The organism is Kamptonema formosum PCC 10802, assembly GCF_000332335.1.
GTDB lineage: Bacteria > Cyanobacteriota > Cyanobacteriia > Cyanobacteriales > Oscillatoriaceae > Oscillatoria.
Window position 1 is genome coordinate 2,066,279 of sequence record NZ_KB235948.1, and the last position, 14,060, is coordinate 2,080,338.

General features: G+C 53.9%; 15 protein-coding genes (1 of these 15 cut by a window edge). 10 read left to right on the forward strand and 5 right to left on the reverse strand.

Going from position 1 to position 14,060, the window contains the following annotated elements:
* Positions 1 to 29 precede the first annotated feature (29 nt).
* Positions 30 to 1,811 (forward strand): ABC transporter ATP-binding protein, encoded by a 1,782-nt coding sequence (locus OSC10802_RS0108830; RefSeq protein ID WP_017716422.1) that lies wholly within the window; start codon positions 30 to 32, stop codon positions 1,809 to 1,811.
* 276 nt (positions 1,812 to 2,087) lie between these two features.
* On the opposite strand, the gene OSC10802_RS0108835 is transcribed toward OSC10802_RS0108830, so the two are convergent.
* A complete protein-coding gene (locus tag OSC10802_RS0108835; RefSeq protein WP_026098310.1) occupies positions 2,088 to 2,468 on the reverse strand; it encodes a c-type cytochrome in 381 nt (126 codons plus the stop codon).
* Between the two features lie 243 nt (positions 2,469 to 2,711).
* On the opposite strand from OSC10802_RS0108835, the gene petG reads away from it, so the two are divergent.
* Complete coding sequence (gene petG / locus OSC10802_RS0108840; protein ID WP_017716424.1) at positions 2,712 to 2,825, forward strand: cytochrome b6-f complex subunit V; 114 nt, start codon at positions 2,712 to 2,714, stop codon at positions 2,823 to 2,825.
* A 142-nt stretch (positions 2,826 to 2,967) separates the two neighbouring features.
* Here the strand turns inward: petG and rsmD are convergent, their stop codons facing one another.
* Entirely contained in the window at positions 2,968 to 3,513 is a 546-nt protein-coding gene (rsmD, locus tag OSC10802_RS0108845; RefSeq protein ID WP_017716425.1) for a 16S rRNA (guanine(966)-N(2))-methyltransferase RsmD, read from the reverse strand.
* 218 nt (positions 3,514 to 3,731) lie between these two features.
* On the reverse strand, positions 3,732 to 4,370 hold the full coding sequence (gene hisH, locus OSC10802_RS0108850) for an imidazole glycerol phosphate synthase subunit HisH (RefSeq protein WP_026098311.1): 639 nt from the start codon (positions 4,368 to 4,370) through the stop codon (positions 3,732 to 3,734).
* Positions 4,371 to 4,775: 405 nt separating this feature from the next.
* Between hisH and OSC10802_RS55510 the strand changes: the two genes are divergently transcribed.
* The 8 genes from OSC10802_RS55510 (at position 4,776) to OSC10802_RS0108890 (ending at position 12,479) form a co-directional block, all read left to right on the forward strand.
* Complete coding sequence (locus OSC10802_RS55510) at positions 4,776 to 4,901, forward strand: hypothetical protein (RefSeq protein ID WP_017716427.1); 126 nt, start codon at positions 4,776 to 4,778, stop codon at positions 4,899 to 4,901.
* A gap of 1,016 nt (positions 4,902 to 5,917) precedes the next feature.
* The gene (locus OSC10802_RS49255; protein WP_155967470.1) at positions 5,918 to 6,376 is read left to right on the forward strand and encodes a hypothetical protein; all 459 of its coding nucleotides are present in this window, start codon (positions 5,918 to 5,920) and stop codon (positions 6,374 to 6,376) included.
* A gap of 277 nt (positions 6,377 to 6,653) precedes the next feature.
* Positions 6,654 to 7,178 carry a GNAT family N-acetyltransferase gene (locus OSC10802_RS46055; protein WP_071593292.1) on the forward strand — a complete coding sequence of 175 codons (525 nt, stop codon included), beginning with the start codon at positions 6,654 to 6,656 and terminating at the stop codon, positions 7,176 to 7,178.
* A gap of 421 nt (positions 7,179 to 7,599) precedes the next feature.
* A complete protein-coding gene (locus OSC10802_RS0108875) occupies positions 7,600 to 8,652 on the forward strand; it encodes a Rieske 2Fe-2S domain-containing protein (protein ID WP_017716431.1) in 1,053 nt (350 codons plus the stop codon).
* A gap of 168 nt (positions 8,653 to 8,820) precedes the next feature.
* The gene (locus OSC10802_RS55515) at positions 8,821 to 8,949 is read left to right on the forward strand and encodes a hypothetical protein (protein WP_255349127.1); all 129 of its coding nucleotides are present in this window, start codon (positions 8,821 to 8,823) and stop codon (positions 8,947 to 8,949) included.
* Between the two features lie 266 nt (positions 8,950 to 9,215).
* Positions 9,216 to 9,728, forward strand: coding sequence for a pyroglutamyl-peptidase I family protein (locus tag OSC10802_RS0108880; protein WP_017716432.1), 513 nt, complete (start codon positions 9,216 to 9,218; stop codon positions 9,726 to 9,728).
* A gap of 201 nt (positions 9,729 to 9,929) precedes the next feature.
* The gene (locus OSC10802_RS0108885; RefSeq protein ID WP_017716433.1) at positions 9,930 to 11,363 is read left to right on the forward strand and encodes a circularly permuted type 2 ATP-grasp protein; all 1,434 of its coding nucleotides are present in this window, start codon (positions 9,930 to 9,932) and stop codon (positions 11,361 to 11,363) included.
* A 165-nt stretch (positions 11,364 to 11,528) separates the two neighbouring features.
* Positions 11,529 to 12,479 carry an alpha-E domain-containing protein gene (locus OSC10802_RS0108890; RefSeq protein ID WP_026098312.1) on the forward strand — a complete coding sequence of 317 codons (951 nt, stop codon included), beginning with the start codon at positions 11,529 to 11,531 and terminating at the stop codon, positions 12,477 to 12,479.
* 180 nt (positions 12,480 to 12,659) lie between these two features.
* On the opposite strand, the gene era is transcribed toward OSC10802_RS0108890, so the two are convergent.
* Together era and OSC10802_RS44140 are read right to left on the reverse strand one after the other, a co-directional pair.
* Positions 12,660 to 13,595 carry a GTPase Era gene (gene era / locus OSC10802_RS0108895; RefSeq protein ID WP_369797114.1) on the reverse strand — a complete coding sequence of 312 codons (936 nt, stop codon included), beginning with the start codon at positions 13,593 to 13,595 and terminating at the stop codon, positions 12,660 to 12,662.
* A 368-nt stretch (positions 13,596 to 13,963) separates the two neighbouring features.
* Positions 13,964 to 14,060, reverse strand: partial view of a MarC family protein gene (locus tag OSC10802_RS44140; RefSeq protein WP_017716436.1) — the 3' end only. The gene runs 536 nt beyond the window's last position; 97 of the gene's 633 nt are visible here — the last part of the coding sequence; the start codon falls outside the window, past its right edge; its stop codon occupies positions 13,964 to 13,966.

A 14,060-nucleotide genomic window follows, 5' to 3' on the forward strand; every position in this document is an offset into this window, starting at 1 on the left:
AAGGCAAAGAGAGTTCTGGACATCGCAGATTGAAAACGCGCTCTAGTTACTGGCAGCTGCTGCCCTACATCCGCCCCCAGTGGCCAACCGTCGCTCAGGCGCTGGCGTGCACTCTGGCGTTTACCGTGTTTTGGCCAATTCTGGCGTGGCTGGCCGGTCGCATGGCCAATTTTGTCGGCAACGGCGATGTGGCTGCGATCGCCCAGCTGAGCGGCTTGACGGCTATGATTTTCCTGATCCGGGGCACGGTGCAGTATGGCCAAGACGCCCTGATGGCTAAAGCGGCTTTGAAAATTGCCTTAGATTTGCGCAAACAAGTCTACGCGCACTTGCAGCAACTCAGCCTCAGCTACTTTGTCACCGCCAAAACCGGCGACTTGTCCTACCGGCTCACCGAAGATATCGACCGCATTGGGGAAGTCATTAATAAACTCTTCCACCAGTTCGTTCCCTGCGTGTTGCAGCTGATTGTTGTTGTCGGCTACATGATCTGGCTCAACTGGCAGCTGACGCTCGGCACGATTGTCGTTGCCCCACTGATGGCGGTGTTAATTGGCTGGTTCGGGGAGCGACTGCTGGCTGTCTCCCGCCGCGCTCAAACTCGCATGTCCAATTTATCCTCTCTGCTCACTGAAATGTTCGGCGGGATTCGCCTCGTGCAAGCTTTTGCCGCTGAAGAGTACGCCCTTGACCGCTTTACTAAGGAAGCCGAACATAACCGGCAGGCGAAATATCTGGCGGAGCGAGTGAGGGCGCTGCAATTTGTGGTGGTTGGCTTTCTGGAAGCTGTGAGCGTGCTGCTGCTGTTTTTCCTGGGAGGCTGGCAAATTTCCCGAGGCAATTTGACGGGTGCCGGTTTTATCAGCTATGTGGCAGCAGTGGCGATGCTGATTGACCCGATTTCCCTCACCACCAGCAACTACAGCGATTTCAAACAAGGCGAGGCGTCTTGCGATCGCATCTTTGAACTTCTAGCCATCGCGCCGGCAGTCGTGGAAAAGCCAGACGCGATCGCTCTCCCTCCTGTCACCGGCAAGGTGGAATATCGCAACGTCACCTTTGCCTACGATACCCCAGAACCCGCAGGACAGGCGTCTCGCCTGTCCAATCCCCAACAATCCCCCAATCCCGGCACCCCAGTCCTGCAAAACCTAAGCTTGCTGGCGCGTCCCGGGGAAGCGATCGCTCTGGTTGGCCCTTCGGGTGCCGGCAAAACCACACTGGTGAATTTGCTCCCCCGTTTTTATGACCCCCAAGCCGGTGAGATTCTCATCGATGGCGTTAATATCCGAGATGTGACTCTGGGCAGTTTGCGCCGGCAGATTGGCATTGTCCCCCAGGATGTCACCCTATTTTCTGGCACCATTGCCCAAAATATCGCTTTCGGTCAGGCGCGGTTCGATATCAAAGCGGTGGGGGCGGCGGCTGAAATTGCTAACGCCGACCAGTTTATCACAGAGCTGAGCGATGGCTATCACACCTGGGTGGGAGAGCGCGGCGTTAATTTGTCGGGAGGTCAGCGCCAGCGGATTGCGATCGCCCGCGCGGTGCTGCTCAACCCCCGGATTCTGATTCTGGATGAGGCGACTTCTGCGCTGGATTCGGAATCGGAAACTTTGGTGCGGGAAGCTCTGGAGCGGGTGATGCGCGACCGCACGGTGTTTATTATCGCCCACCGGCTCGCTACGGTGCGCCGCGCCGACCGCATTTTAGTTGTGGAGGGGGGGCGCGTTGTCGAAGAAGGCACCCATGAGGAACTCTTGGAGCGTGCCGGTCGCTATGCCGGTTTCTACGCCCAGCAGTTCAGTTAGGTTTTGGGCATTGGGCATCACGCAAAAGGGCATCATCGCACTGCTGTTAAGCTGTTACGCTTTTAATATGCTTATTTTAGAAAGGGGCAGATCCTCCAGAGCCGCGTTCCCATGAGGAGCCTGGTAACGCGGAATAGAGATGGATAGCAAAAATTAAATGCGCAAAAGCTTAATCTTCTTTATAAGACAATCCCGATGCCCCATGCCCTATGCCCCATGCCCAATCCACGCATCCAAAATCCACGCATCCAAAATCCACGCATCCCCACGCCCAACCTATAGCTTTTCCAAATACTTGAGCAGATCGGCCATTTCTTGCGGGTTGGGCTGGAACTGGGGCATGGGGGGGGTTTCGCCACTGGTGACTTGATGGATGAGGCTAATTCGGGATTTGTGCTGGGAGATGCTCTCCAGGCTTGGCCCAACTCGCCCGTGCCCTTCCACGCCGTGACAGCCGGCGCAGTTCATTTGAAAGATGGCGTATCCTTGCACCGGATCGCCGGTGAGGGATAAAACGCTTTTGATATAAGGGTCGGATATCTGAAACTGGTAGACGCCGGCAAGTACCAGCAGCATGGCCAGAAAAGCTGCCAGCGCCACTAAGGCCAACTGCAGGAGCAGATTTTGCTGTTCGGGTTTGGCCAGTTGGTTGTCCAAAACGTCTCTAGTTAAAGAAAGATGAACAAAAAGTTTTTCGATTATTAACATAGCTTAAAAGTGCCAGGTCGTGTGGGCAAAGCGCCGGTCTGGAGGTTGGGGTGGCCCGGAAGCCCCCCCGGTGGGGGTGCGGCTGTTCATCCCTGGAGATGTGGGAGGCTCTTTTTTATGACTCCAGAGCTAGTAGTATGAGAAATGGGAAAAAAACCTTAACTTATTGCGCGAGACACAAGGAGTCATAAAATGGTAGAGCCTCTGCTTTCAGGGATTGTGCTGGGTCTGGTTTTCGTCACCCTGGCGGGCCTGTTTTTTGCTGCGTACCAGCAGTACCGGCGCGGCAATCAGCTCGGTCTGTAGTTAGGGTTTAGGGGTTAGGGCTTAGGGGTTAGGGTTTAGGGGTTGGGGAAAAGCCAATGCCCCCAGTCCCGCCGCCACCCCCAATCCCCCACCCCCAATCCCCAATCCAAAATCCTTGCATCCAAAATCCAAAATCCCCCCCTTAGCTGGCAAGCCGGTAGAAGGTTAAGGCTGTGTTGCCGTAGACTTTCTGCCGGCACGTTTCTAGGGGGGGAATGGTTTCGGGGACCTGCCGGTCCCGACTGTGTTCGGCGGCGAGTTCGCCTTCGGGTGCGAGGAGTTGGCCCCCGGCAATCGCTTCTAGCACCGGCTCGTAGAGGTTGCTGGCGTAGGGCGGGTCGAAGTAAATTAGGTCAAATTGCTCACCGGCAAGGGGTTTCAGTCGCCCGACGACATCCCCCCGCACGACTTGGAATGTTTGCTCGGGGGTGGCGACGCGCTGCCAGTTCTGCCGGATGATGGCGCAGGCGGCTCCAGATTGCTCGATTCCCACAACGGCTGCAGCGCCGCGACACAGGGCTTCTGCGCCCATCGCACCGGTGCCGGCGCACAAGTCCAGCCACCGGCAGCCGGCGATTTTCCCCTGCCAAATATTGAATACCGCCTCTCGCACCCGCGCCGGTGTGGGGCGGGTGTCCAAACCGGGTAAGGTTTTCAGCTGCCGGTTGCCGTAGATTCTCAGGCTCATGGAGGAATGGGGGTGAAAGTTTTTAACTTTCGGCCTACTTTACGTTCCGTTACATTCTAATGCTCGTCTGAGAAGCCGCAAAGAATCTTCAAAATTTCTGAGCACTGTGTGCCGGCGGGTGCCGGAAGAACCCCACCCCCCAACCCCCTCCCCGCCGGCGGGGAGGGGGAGCAATCAAGGCGTAGGACCGGCCTCCCGCCTGTCCCCAAAAGGTATAATCAACCGGCCAAAACCGGCATGCGGACTCGGTTGACGAAGTTGGCCAGGATTTGCAGGCCGGTGGTGGAGGATTTTTCTGGGTGGAACTGGACGGCCATCAGGTTGTCGCGGGCGATGGCAGCGGTTACGGTTTGGCTGCCGTGGGTGACAGTGGCGGCGCGAACTTCGGGGTTAATCGGGTCTACGTAGTAGGAATGGACGAAATACACCCAGGGAGTTGGGGGTAAATCCCCCCACAGGGGGATGTCGGGCTGGGTGAAGTCCAGCCGGTTCCATCCCATGTGGGGAATGGTGAGTCCGGGTTCGGGTTTGAACCGGCGCACCGCACCGGCAATCACGCCCAAACCCGGTTCGCTGCCTTCTTCGCTGCTGTCAAAGAGGATTTGCAAGCCGAGGCAGATGCCGAGAAAGGGTTTCCCGGATGCGATCGCTTCTTTGACGGGTTCGATTAAGTTGCGCTCGCGCAGGTGTTGCATTGCGGGGTCAAAGGCTCCCACTCCCGGCAAAACTACGGCATCCGCCTGGTGGATTTCCGCCGGCACGTCTGTTATTTTTGGCGTCGCACCGGCATTCTCCAATCCTTTGCAGACGGAGTGCAGGTTGCCCATATCGTAATCTACTATTGCGATGGTTGGCACTGGTTTGCTCTCTCTCCCTTGAAGTTTTTGCTATTTTGTTTTATTATTACATATGGGGGGTTGCATATTCCTCGTTCCCAGCCTCAGGCTGGGAAGGCTCGCCGGGAGGCTCCGCCTCCTCCCACCGTATTGCTAGGTTCCTGGCTCTAGTTCCTGCGGCAAACGAAGCGTGCCGGTGGGCTAAGAGGAGAGGGGAACTGTCAAAACATGCGCGTTTTAAAATTGTTTTTGTTCTGGCTGGGTTGCTAGGTTCCGGGCGATTGGAAATCGCGGCTATACAAACGAAGCCCGCCTTCGCGGGCTAATACAAGAGCGATACTCTCAAAAATTGCGCGGATTTTTCCTCGTTTTACTCGTTCCCAGCCTCAGGCTGGGAACGCCTATTTGGAGGCTCTGCCTCCCTCTATGGAATTTCTTGAGCGATATCCCACCGGCAAGGAGTATAAACTCAATGAATTCGCCTATAATATTATCATGGAGTTGGCGGCTTGTAAAGCACCGGTTGCCAGCTTGGCGCACCGGTGGGGCTAAAGCCCAACTACAAACGGTAGGGCATTAGCCCAACTAGAAACGGTGGGGCATTAGCCCAACTAGAAACGGTTTTTTGGAGGGGGAAAGGCACGGGAGACGGGTTTTGTCTGATCAGTTGCGGTTTCAATTGCCGGTGTTTGTTAATTAAGGGAGTGGTGGGTTGGAAAAGGCTCGGTTGGGGATTGCGGGGAGGGGTTTGGGTGCCGGTGGGAGTGCCGGTGGGGTGCCGGTGGGGCGGTTGCTGGATTCCTAGTTGGGTGACAAAAGGCGTTTGTACCCAAGGATGGAGTTCGGAGCTCGAACGATGGACCTCGGAGCTCGACTGATGGACCTCGGAGCTCGACTGATGGACCTCGGAGCTCGACTGATGGACCTCGGAGCTCGACTGATGGACCTCGGAGCTCGAACGATGGACCTCGGAGCTCGAACGATGGAGCTCAGAGCTCGAACGATGGAGCTCAGAGCTCGAATGATGGAGCTCAGAGCTCGAATGATGGAGCTCAGAGATCGAACATTGAACTTCACCGGCACGATTGGCGCACGGGTGGGGCATTAGCCCAACTACGAACCGGTGGGGCATTAGCCCAACTACGAACCGGTAGGGCATTAGCCCAACTACAAACCTGTGTGCCGGCATGGTTGACCGACTGGCACGCGCCTTGGGCCAGCAGGCTGCCGGCATTTTTTGTTTCGGCTGTTCTTCTGCGAGGGGGCCGGCAAAATCGTGAAAAGCTGATTCTGTCGCAGATCCCCTCGCTCTCGCTCCTGAAGCGGGTTTCAGCGATTTCGGAGGGGGCTGGAGCGAGTTTTGTTAGTACAAACTCAGCCCCCCCCGCAAACCGCCTCTAGACAGCCGGTGCTGTAAGGGTGTAAGATGGAGGGGTCGCTTCCCTTCGGGGAAGTGGAATTAATTGAAACATCGTACAGATTTTACTCGACGTTAAGCTTTTTGTGTCGCTTCCCTTCGGGGGAGTGGAATTAATGGAAAGATTTCACCACCAAAGGTGTTTACTAGATTGGCTGACGAAATTGTTGAGAGAATAGGTATGGAAGCCGGACAACCTAAAGCTAGAGCAATTGTAGTTTATGGAGTACAACATACTGTATGGACTAAAGATAGACCAGGACATCGGTGGATAGGGGAAACTGTTCAGGTTAGGTTTAACTATATTACTGTTCAAGGCGTAAAACGATTTGGAGCTGAGATGCTTCTACCCACAGCTGTAATATTAACAGGATTTCATCCCCTAGGTCTAGTAGGCAACCAGTATCTTGGGGCAGTCAAAAAAGATGAAAATAGAGAATTTAAAATTTATACATGCAATCCCAAACCAGATGTGCCAGCTCTCTATTATTCATCTGAGCGCACAAAATCTGTTGTCCTCTTTGATTTAAGTATGACAGAAGGAGAAATGTTAGAATGGTTGTATCCAAATGAGAGCAATCCGGAACCACCAAAGCTACCCAGAATATAAACTACTGTTGGTTACTGATATAGGTTCAATACCCATCGCTGGCGCAGTGCTGAGTCGCTTCCCTTCGGGGGAGTGGAATTAATGGAAACACTGCGAGACAGGGTTTCAATTCTGTCAGCTGCTCGACAGTCGCTTCCTTTCGGGGAAGTAGAATTAATAGAAACCGAACGTGTGGCATTCCCAGTTCCATTTGAGTTTTGGGGTTACGGTGCCTTGTTTGAGTTCAGTGTGTCGCGTTGGTTGCCCCTTAACAGGGCGTTAGCAGTTGGGAAAAAACATGAACATTAGAGAATCAATAATTTCTGATTTAGGCGCTATTCATGCCTCGCACAAGAACGCATTTGGTGAGCCCGAAGGCCCTATTGTTGCTCAACTTGCTTGTGACATATTGAAAGATGAATCAGCGCAGCCATTGCTCTCGCTGGTTGTAGAACAACAAGATGAAATTGTAGGTCACGTTATTTTCAGTTCATTGAAAATCGAAGGGGTTGAACACCTATCTGTCTATATCCTTGCGCCCCTAGCTGTGTCTAAAAACTTTCAACGACAGGGCTTAGGGACTCAACTCATCACTCATGGCTTAAATATCCTAAAATCGCAGGGAGTTGATGCAGTCTTTGTATATGGATCCCCAAGTTATTACGGACGTATAGGGTTCAAATTAGGCCATTCTATTGCCGCCCCATACGAACTTGAGTATCCAGAAGCGTGGATGGCATTGGAGTTAAAGCAGGGCTGTTTATTAAAGGTTCAAGGTTTAGCGAAGTGTTGTGACTCATTAATGTCGCCAGAATATTGGTAAAAGTCGCTTCTCTTGGGGGAAGTGGAATTAATGGAAACCCGGTTTCTTGCCCCCCGCCGAACCCCAGAAACCGGGTTTCTGCGACAGCATTGGCATCTAACCCGAAATCTTGATTGAGAAACCCGGTTTCTTGCCCCCCGCCGAACCCCAGAAACCGGGTTTCTGCGACAGCATTGGCATCTAACCCGAAATCTTGATTGAGAAACCCGGTTTCTTGCCCCCCGCCGAACCCCAGAAACCGGGTTTCTGCGACAGCATTGGCATCTAACCCGAAATCTTGATTCAGAAACCCGGTTTCTCTATCCTCGCCCGAAGCCAGAAAGAAACCCGGTTTCTTTATGCCACACCCCATCCCTTACTTGTGCGAATCATTTAGACGCGCTACTATTATTAACCGAAAATCTCAAAAAAAAGAACCACTGTGATAGAAAAGAAAAACTTTTTTTTGCGCAACGTGTGGTATTATGCCCTACCGGCTGGCTACCTCAAACCAGGAACGATGGTGGCAAAAACCTTTCTCGGCGAACCCATACTCTTAGCCCGCAGTGGCAGCGGCGAAGTATTTGCCCTGCGCGATATCTGCCCGCATCGGGGCATCCCACTCAGTTGTGGGCGCTTCGATGGAAACGAAGTCGAATGCTGTTACCACGGTTGGCGCTTTGACACTAGCGGGCGCTGCACGGCTATTCCCTCCCTCGTGGAAGGGCAAACGCTGGACTTCAGTCGCTTGCGCGTCATGCAATATCCCGTTCGCGAAGTTCAGGGAAATATTTGGATTTACATGGCAGAAGGCAATTCAGCCCAAACCGAACCGCCCGCAATGGAAATCCCAACGGTTCCGTATTTTAAAGATAAACCCTATCAGTTGGTAGAGGTGATGCGGTTTCCGTGCTTTCTGGATCATGCTGTCGTGGGTTTGATGGACCCGGCGCATTCGCCTTTCGTACATCGCGCTTGGTGGTGGCGTTCCGGTGGGAAATATTTTGAGGAAGTCAAGCAGTTTGTCCCCTCGCCATACGGGTTTACAATGCAGCGGCAAAAGCTGGAAAATATGGGTTACGGTTATTGGCTGATTGGCGGGGTGCCCGAAGTAGAAATATCGTTTCGCCTGCCCGGAGTTCGCATCGAAACGATTACGACAAGCGCCCACGCAATTTGCAATTTGACGGCGGTGACGCCGATTTCGGAAACGGAAACAGAAGTCACGTTTCTAGGTTATTGGACAGTGCCGTGGATAACAGCGCTCGCGCCTTTCTTACAGCCGTTCGCGCGAGCTTTTCTCAATCAAGATCGCGAGGTTGTCATCAAGCAGCAGCTGGGTTTGCAATACAATCCCACTTTGATGTTAATCGACGATGCCGACGTGCAAGCTCGCTGGTATTATCAGTTGAAGGCGGAATTTGCCCGCGCTGCGGCGGAGGGGCGCTCTTTTGTAAATCCGGTGAAAGAACGGGTGCTGCGCTGGCGTGCTTGACGAATCCAGAAACCCGGTTTCTTTCCCCCCGCCGAAAGCTAGAAACCCCAGAAACCGGCTTTCTGAGACAGCCTTGGCATCTAACCCGAAATCCTGATTCAGAAACCCGGTTTCTTGCCCCCCGCCGAAAGCTAGAAACCGGGTTTCTGAGATAGCCTCGGCGAAAGTGTGGCAGTCGCCGCTACTTGCGATCGCAGATTGCAGATTGAGCCGGTCGGAGTCATCTGCAATCTCCTCTGGCACCCGGCACCGGCACCGGCACCGGCACCGGCACCCGGCGCGATCTCAGGGGCTTGACATCAGGCAAAGGAAGTGATATAATATTTTGCAAATTTTAACAAGGCACTGATTGCCAGGGATTTCCCGGCAGAAGGGGCGGGTTTATCCAACCTATCTGCGGGTGGCAAAGGATATCTGTAAACCCGCCCCTACTTTCAGCCAGCCGGCAATCACCCAAAGCAAACCCTCCAACAAACACCGGCATTCCCCACAAACCCAGGTAACAGCAGTCTACCATAAAAAAGAGGGATGCTCCCGATTAACAACTAGCCATTAACAAACCCATGACTAGAAAAATCCTGCTCACATCCTTTGACACCTGGCTCCCCCACCACAAGTCTAACTCATCAGACGATTTATTAGAAAAAATCTCCCAACACCACTTTCCCGGGGATTCCCTGACATTCTTGCGGAAGCTGCCGGTGGATTTCCAGCTAGCCCCAAATCGCGTTCTCGCCCAAATCAACGCCCTGAAACCTGACGCTATCATCTGCTGCGGCATGGCGGAATCGCGAGAGAAATTAACCGTAGAGTCCCGCGCCAAGAATGGATACGAGGTGATTAAAGCTGCAGCTGACATTGAAGGTTTAGTGGAGAACTTAGCCGCAACAGAGATCAGCCACGAAGCAGGCAAATTCGTCTGTGAGGGGCTGTACTATTCAGTTCTCAAGCACCTGCGCGACCGGCAGCTGCCCAGCCGGTGCGTCTTTGTCCACGTCCCCCGCCTAAACGGGAAAAATTCTCAGCAGTTGGAAGCCGACTTCTTATCAATTCTACACAGAATGAAACGCTTGTAGGGGAAAGCGGAGAGTGCCGGGCCGGCTTATGTTACAAATGTTATACTGCCGAGAGGGAGTCGCAGCCAATGCCGTTACAATGAGGGGATACCGCTAACCGCCACGGCCAGTTGAGGAACGGCGCAGCGCAGGAATGGAAGAGTGCCGGTGAGATTTAGCGGTTAACTTACTCCTATAGTTGAAAAAGTCGGACGGCTAAAAGTGCGATTTCATACATACGACCCAGGGGATTTCTACGATGAGCTGTTTTTGGCCAAGGGCCAACCCAGGCCAGAAGCGATACCCTTGATAGAAAAAATCAATTCCCTCGGTGAGGGGGAACTCAAGCAGCGGCAGCAGGCGGCACAAATCGCCCTGTTTAAGCTAGGCGTGACCTTCAGCGTTTACGGCGACAGTCAGGGGACGGAGAGAATCTTTCCCTTTGACATTATTCCCCGCATCGTGTCTGCCGGCGAGTGGGCGTGGCTCGATCGAGGGCTAAAGCAGCGCATTCACGCGCTGAACCTGTTTATAGCAGACATCTACGACCAGCAGAAAATTCTCGACGACGGCGCAGTGCCCAGAGAGCTGATCTACTCGGCGAAGGGCTTTCTCAAACCCTGCGTCGGGTTGAAGCCGCCGGGTGGGATTTGGTGTCACATCACCGGCACCGATTTGGTGCGCGACAGAGATGGCCAGTGGTACGTCCTGGAAGACAACCTCCGCTGTCCCTCCGGCGTGTCCTACGTGCTGGAGAACCGGCGGGTGATGAAAAGCAGCTTCCCGCAGGTGTTTAGCACAATGGAGATTCAGCCGGTGCACGAATACCCCAGCCACCTGCTGGAAACCTTGCTGAATCTGGCACCGGCAAATTTAGCCGACCCCACCGTCGTCGTTCTCACCCCAGGCATTTACAACTCCGCCTATTTCGAGCACTCCTTCCTCGCCCAGCAGATGGGAGCAGAGCTAGTGGAGGGGCGAGATTTAGTCGTGGCGGACGGATACTTGCAGATGCGCACCACCAAAGGGCTCAAGCGAGTGGATGTGGTTTACCGGCGCATCGATGACGACTTCATCGACCCAAAAGTCTTCCGCCCGGACTCCCAGCTGGGGATTCCCGGCATCATGGAAGTCTATCGAGCCGGTCGTGTCGCTATTGCCAACGCCCTCGGCACAGGAGTGGCAGATGATAAAGTCATCTACGCCTATGTGCCTGAGATGATTCGCTACTATCTCGGCGAAGACCCAATTTTGCTCAACGTCCCCACTTATCTGTGCTGGGAGCCAAAGCAGCAGGATCACGTTTTGGCGAATCTCGACAAATTGGTGGTGAAAGCCGCCAATGAATCCGGCGGCTACGGGATGCTCGTCGGACCCCACGCCACCCCCGAACAGCGGCAAGAATTTGCCCAGCGGATTCAAGCCAGCCCCCGCAACTACATCGCCCAACCCACCCTTTGCCTGTCGCGGGTTCCCACCATTGTAGACGACCATTTTGAAGGCTGCCATGTAGACTTGCGCCCTTATATTCTCTATGGTAAAGATATCTGCGTCAATCCAGGCGGCTTAACCCGCGTGGCGCTGAAAAAAGGCTCTTTGGTGGTTAATTCCTCTCAAGGCGGAGGCAGCAAGGACACTTGGGTACTCACTCAATAAATATCAGGTTCCCACGCTCTAACATTCTCGTTCCCAGCCGGAGCCTGGGAATGCTCTTACGAGGCTCTTCTTCGTGTTTTCAGAGGAAAGAGGCAGAGCCTCTGGGTATGCGTTCCCAGGCAGATCCAGGGAGCGCGGGGATTGCTCATTACCTATTACCAAATTATGCTCAGTCGCGTTGCTAATTCAATTTACTGGCTCAACCGCTATGTGGAGCGAGCCGAGAATATTGCCCGCTTTATTGATGCCAATCTGAATCTGATCCTGGACTCGCCCACCGGCGTCGCCCAGCAGTGGGAGCCGTTGCTCGTAGTAACAGGCGATCTGCCGGGGTTTAAAGAGCGCTACGGTCAAGCCACGGCAGAAAATGCGATTCAGTTCCTGACCTTTGACAGCAAATATCCCAACTCAATTCTGTCGTGCTTGCAGATGGCGCGGGAAAACGCTCGCTCGATCCGAGAGATTATTTCTTCGGAAATGTGGGAGCAAGTGAATGCTTTTTATCTGATGGTGAAAGAGGCTGACCCGGCACAGTCTTTAGCGGGGCTGCACGAATTCTTCACGCAGGTGAAACTGGCGAGCCACTTGTTTGCCGGCATCATGGATGCTACAATGACTCACAATGAGGGCTGGCATTTCGGTCAGGTGGGGCGTCTTTTGGAGCGTGCGGACAAAACCAGCCGCATCCTGGATGTGAAGTATTATATCCTGCTGCCGTCGGTGAAAGATGTGGGCACGACGCTGGATGAGATTCAGTGGATGGCTTTGCTCAGATCCGCCAGCGCCTACGAGATGTATCGCAAGTGCCAGCACCGTATTACGCCCACCGGCGTGGCGGAGTTTCTGATTTTGGATCGGGAGTTTCCCCGCGCGATTCGATTTTGCGTGTCAAGGGCGGAACACTCGCTCCACCAAATTACGGGGACGCCTCCAGGAACCTGGAGAGATTCTGTGGAAAGGGCTTTAGGTCGCTTGCGTTCGGAGCTGGATTATTTGACCCTTGACGAAATCATTCAAAGGGGGCTGCATGAATTCCTTGATGACTTTCAGCTCCAGCTGAATGGGGTAGGGAACGAGATTTTTAAGACGTTCTTTGCTTTGGAGCCGGTGCGGTAATTTTAGATTTTGGATTGGGGATTTGGGATTCTAATCTGCCGTCCAAAATCTAAAATCCAAAATAGATATAGCAGCAGTCATATTGGTTAGGCCCGGCGAACGCCGTACCTACGTCGAAACCTCCTAGGATAGGCGTTTCTTTCCGACGAGCGTGTCCGAACCTAAGTGAATACTGCTATATTATTCCTCCTCCACCCGGTAGCCCAATTCTGCCAAGCGAAGGCGGGATTGCCGCCATTTGGGTCGCACTTTGATGAAGAGTTCCAGATAGACTTTGCCGGCGATTAATTTTTGCATTTGCTCGCGGGCTGCGGTGCCAATCTGCTTGAGCATGCTGCCGGCTTTGCCAATGATAATGCCTTTTTGGGAGTCGCGCTCAACGCAGATGGTGGCTAAAACGCGAGTAATGGCCGGTGTTTCTTCTACTTGGTCAATGGTGACGGCTACGGAGTGGGGGACTTCTTCGCGGGTGAGCAGGAGAATTTGCTCGCGAATCAGTTCGCCCATGATGAACCGTTCGGGTTGGTCGGTGACTAAATCGGGGGGATAGTAGTAGGGTCCGGGTTCGAGCCGGTCAGTCAGCAATGTTTGCAGGGTGTCAAGTCCGGTGCCGGTGAGGGCGGAGAATTTTACGGCTGTCCAGTTGTGGGGGGCGGCGAGTTCGCGATAGCTGAGATCGAGGCGCTGGGAATCGGAGGGTTGCTGGTCGATTTTGTTCAGTCCGAGGATGACGGGCGTTTCGACTTCGCTGAGGAGGTCGGCAATGTAGCGATCTCCCCCGCCGGCGGGTGCGGAAGCGTCGGCGACAAACAGCACCACATCGACGGATTGGATGGCAATTTGGGCGTTTTGTACGAGGATTTTTCCCAGCTGGTGGTGGGGTTTGTGGATGCCGGGGGTATCGACGAAAATCAGCTGGGCGTCGGGGGTGGTGAGGATACCGCGCAGCCGGTTGCGGGTGGTTTGGGCGACGGGCGAGGTGATGGCAATTTTTTGCCCTACGAGTTGGTTCATCAGGGTGGATTTCCCGACGTTGGGGCGTCCGATGATGCCAATAAAGCCGGATTTGAAGCCCGCCGGTGCGGGGGGGATGAGGGGTAAGTCTGAGGTGTTCAGGATCTGTGTCCTCCTTTGAGTCTCTGGTTTAATTGTAGGGGAAGTTGCGGTAATCGGAGGGGGGGTTGCCGGTGCCGGTGGGAACTTTTGAATCCGGGCTGGTCTAGAGACGCGACGAGCGCATTCTACAATAATTAGCCCGCGCGGGCGAGCGAAAGTCTGCCCTTGCGTGAGGAATGCGCTCGCCAGGAAACTCGCAAAAGTGATATCATGTCCGCTGGCATTGGTGTTGTATCCATAGCTTTGTACGGGCGGGTTCAGCCAAGATATTTCTGGCACAGAGCAGAATATGAATAAACCCGCCCCTCCTCAGCACACAAACGGTGCTGCCGGATAGGATATGACACGCTCCCGCACTCACTAACCTTTTATCGAGCAATCCCCAGATTTTTCAGGACAATCAAAATAACTTGGATCGCCAAAGCAACCTGGACAAACGTCAGGACTACAGCGGTCAGGTTCAGA

Excerpts from the sequence above, each read along its gene's own strand:
- petG (WP_017716424.1), top strand. The coding sequence starts at position 2,712 with ATGGTAGAGCCTCTGCTTTCAGGGATTGTGCTGGGTCTGGTTTTCGTC.
- rsmD (WP_017716425.1), bottom strand. The coding sequence starts at position 3,513 with ATGAGCCTGAGAATCTACGGCAACCGGCAGCTGAAAACCTTACCCGGT.
- OSC10802_RS55510 (WP_017716427.1), top strand. The coding sequence starts at position 4,776 with ATGGAATTTCTTGAGCGATATCCCACCGGCAAGGAGTATAAACTCAAT.
- OSC10802_RS46055 (WP_071593292.1), top strand. The coding sequence starts at position 6,654 with ATGAACATTAGAGAATCAATAATTTCTGATTTAGGCGCTATTCATGCC.
- OSC10802_RS0108880 (WP_017716432.1), top strand. The coding sequence starts at position 9,216 with ATGACTAGAAAAATCCTGCTCACATCCTTTGACACCTGGCTCCCCCAC.
- OSC10802_RS0108890 (WP_026098312.1), top strand. The coding sequence starts at position 11,529 with ATGCTCAGTCGCGTTGCTAATTCAATTTACTGGCTCAACCGCTATGTG.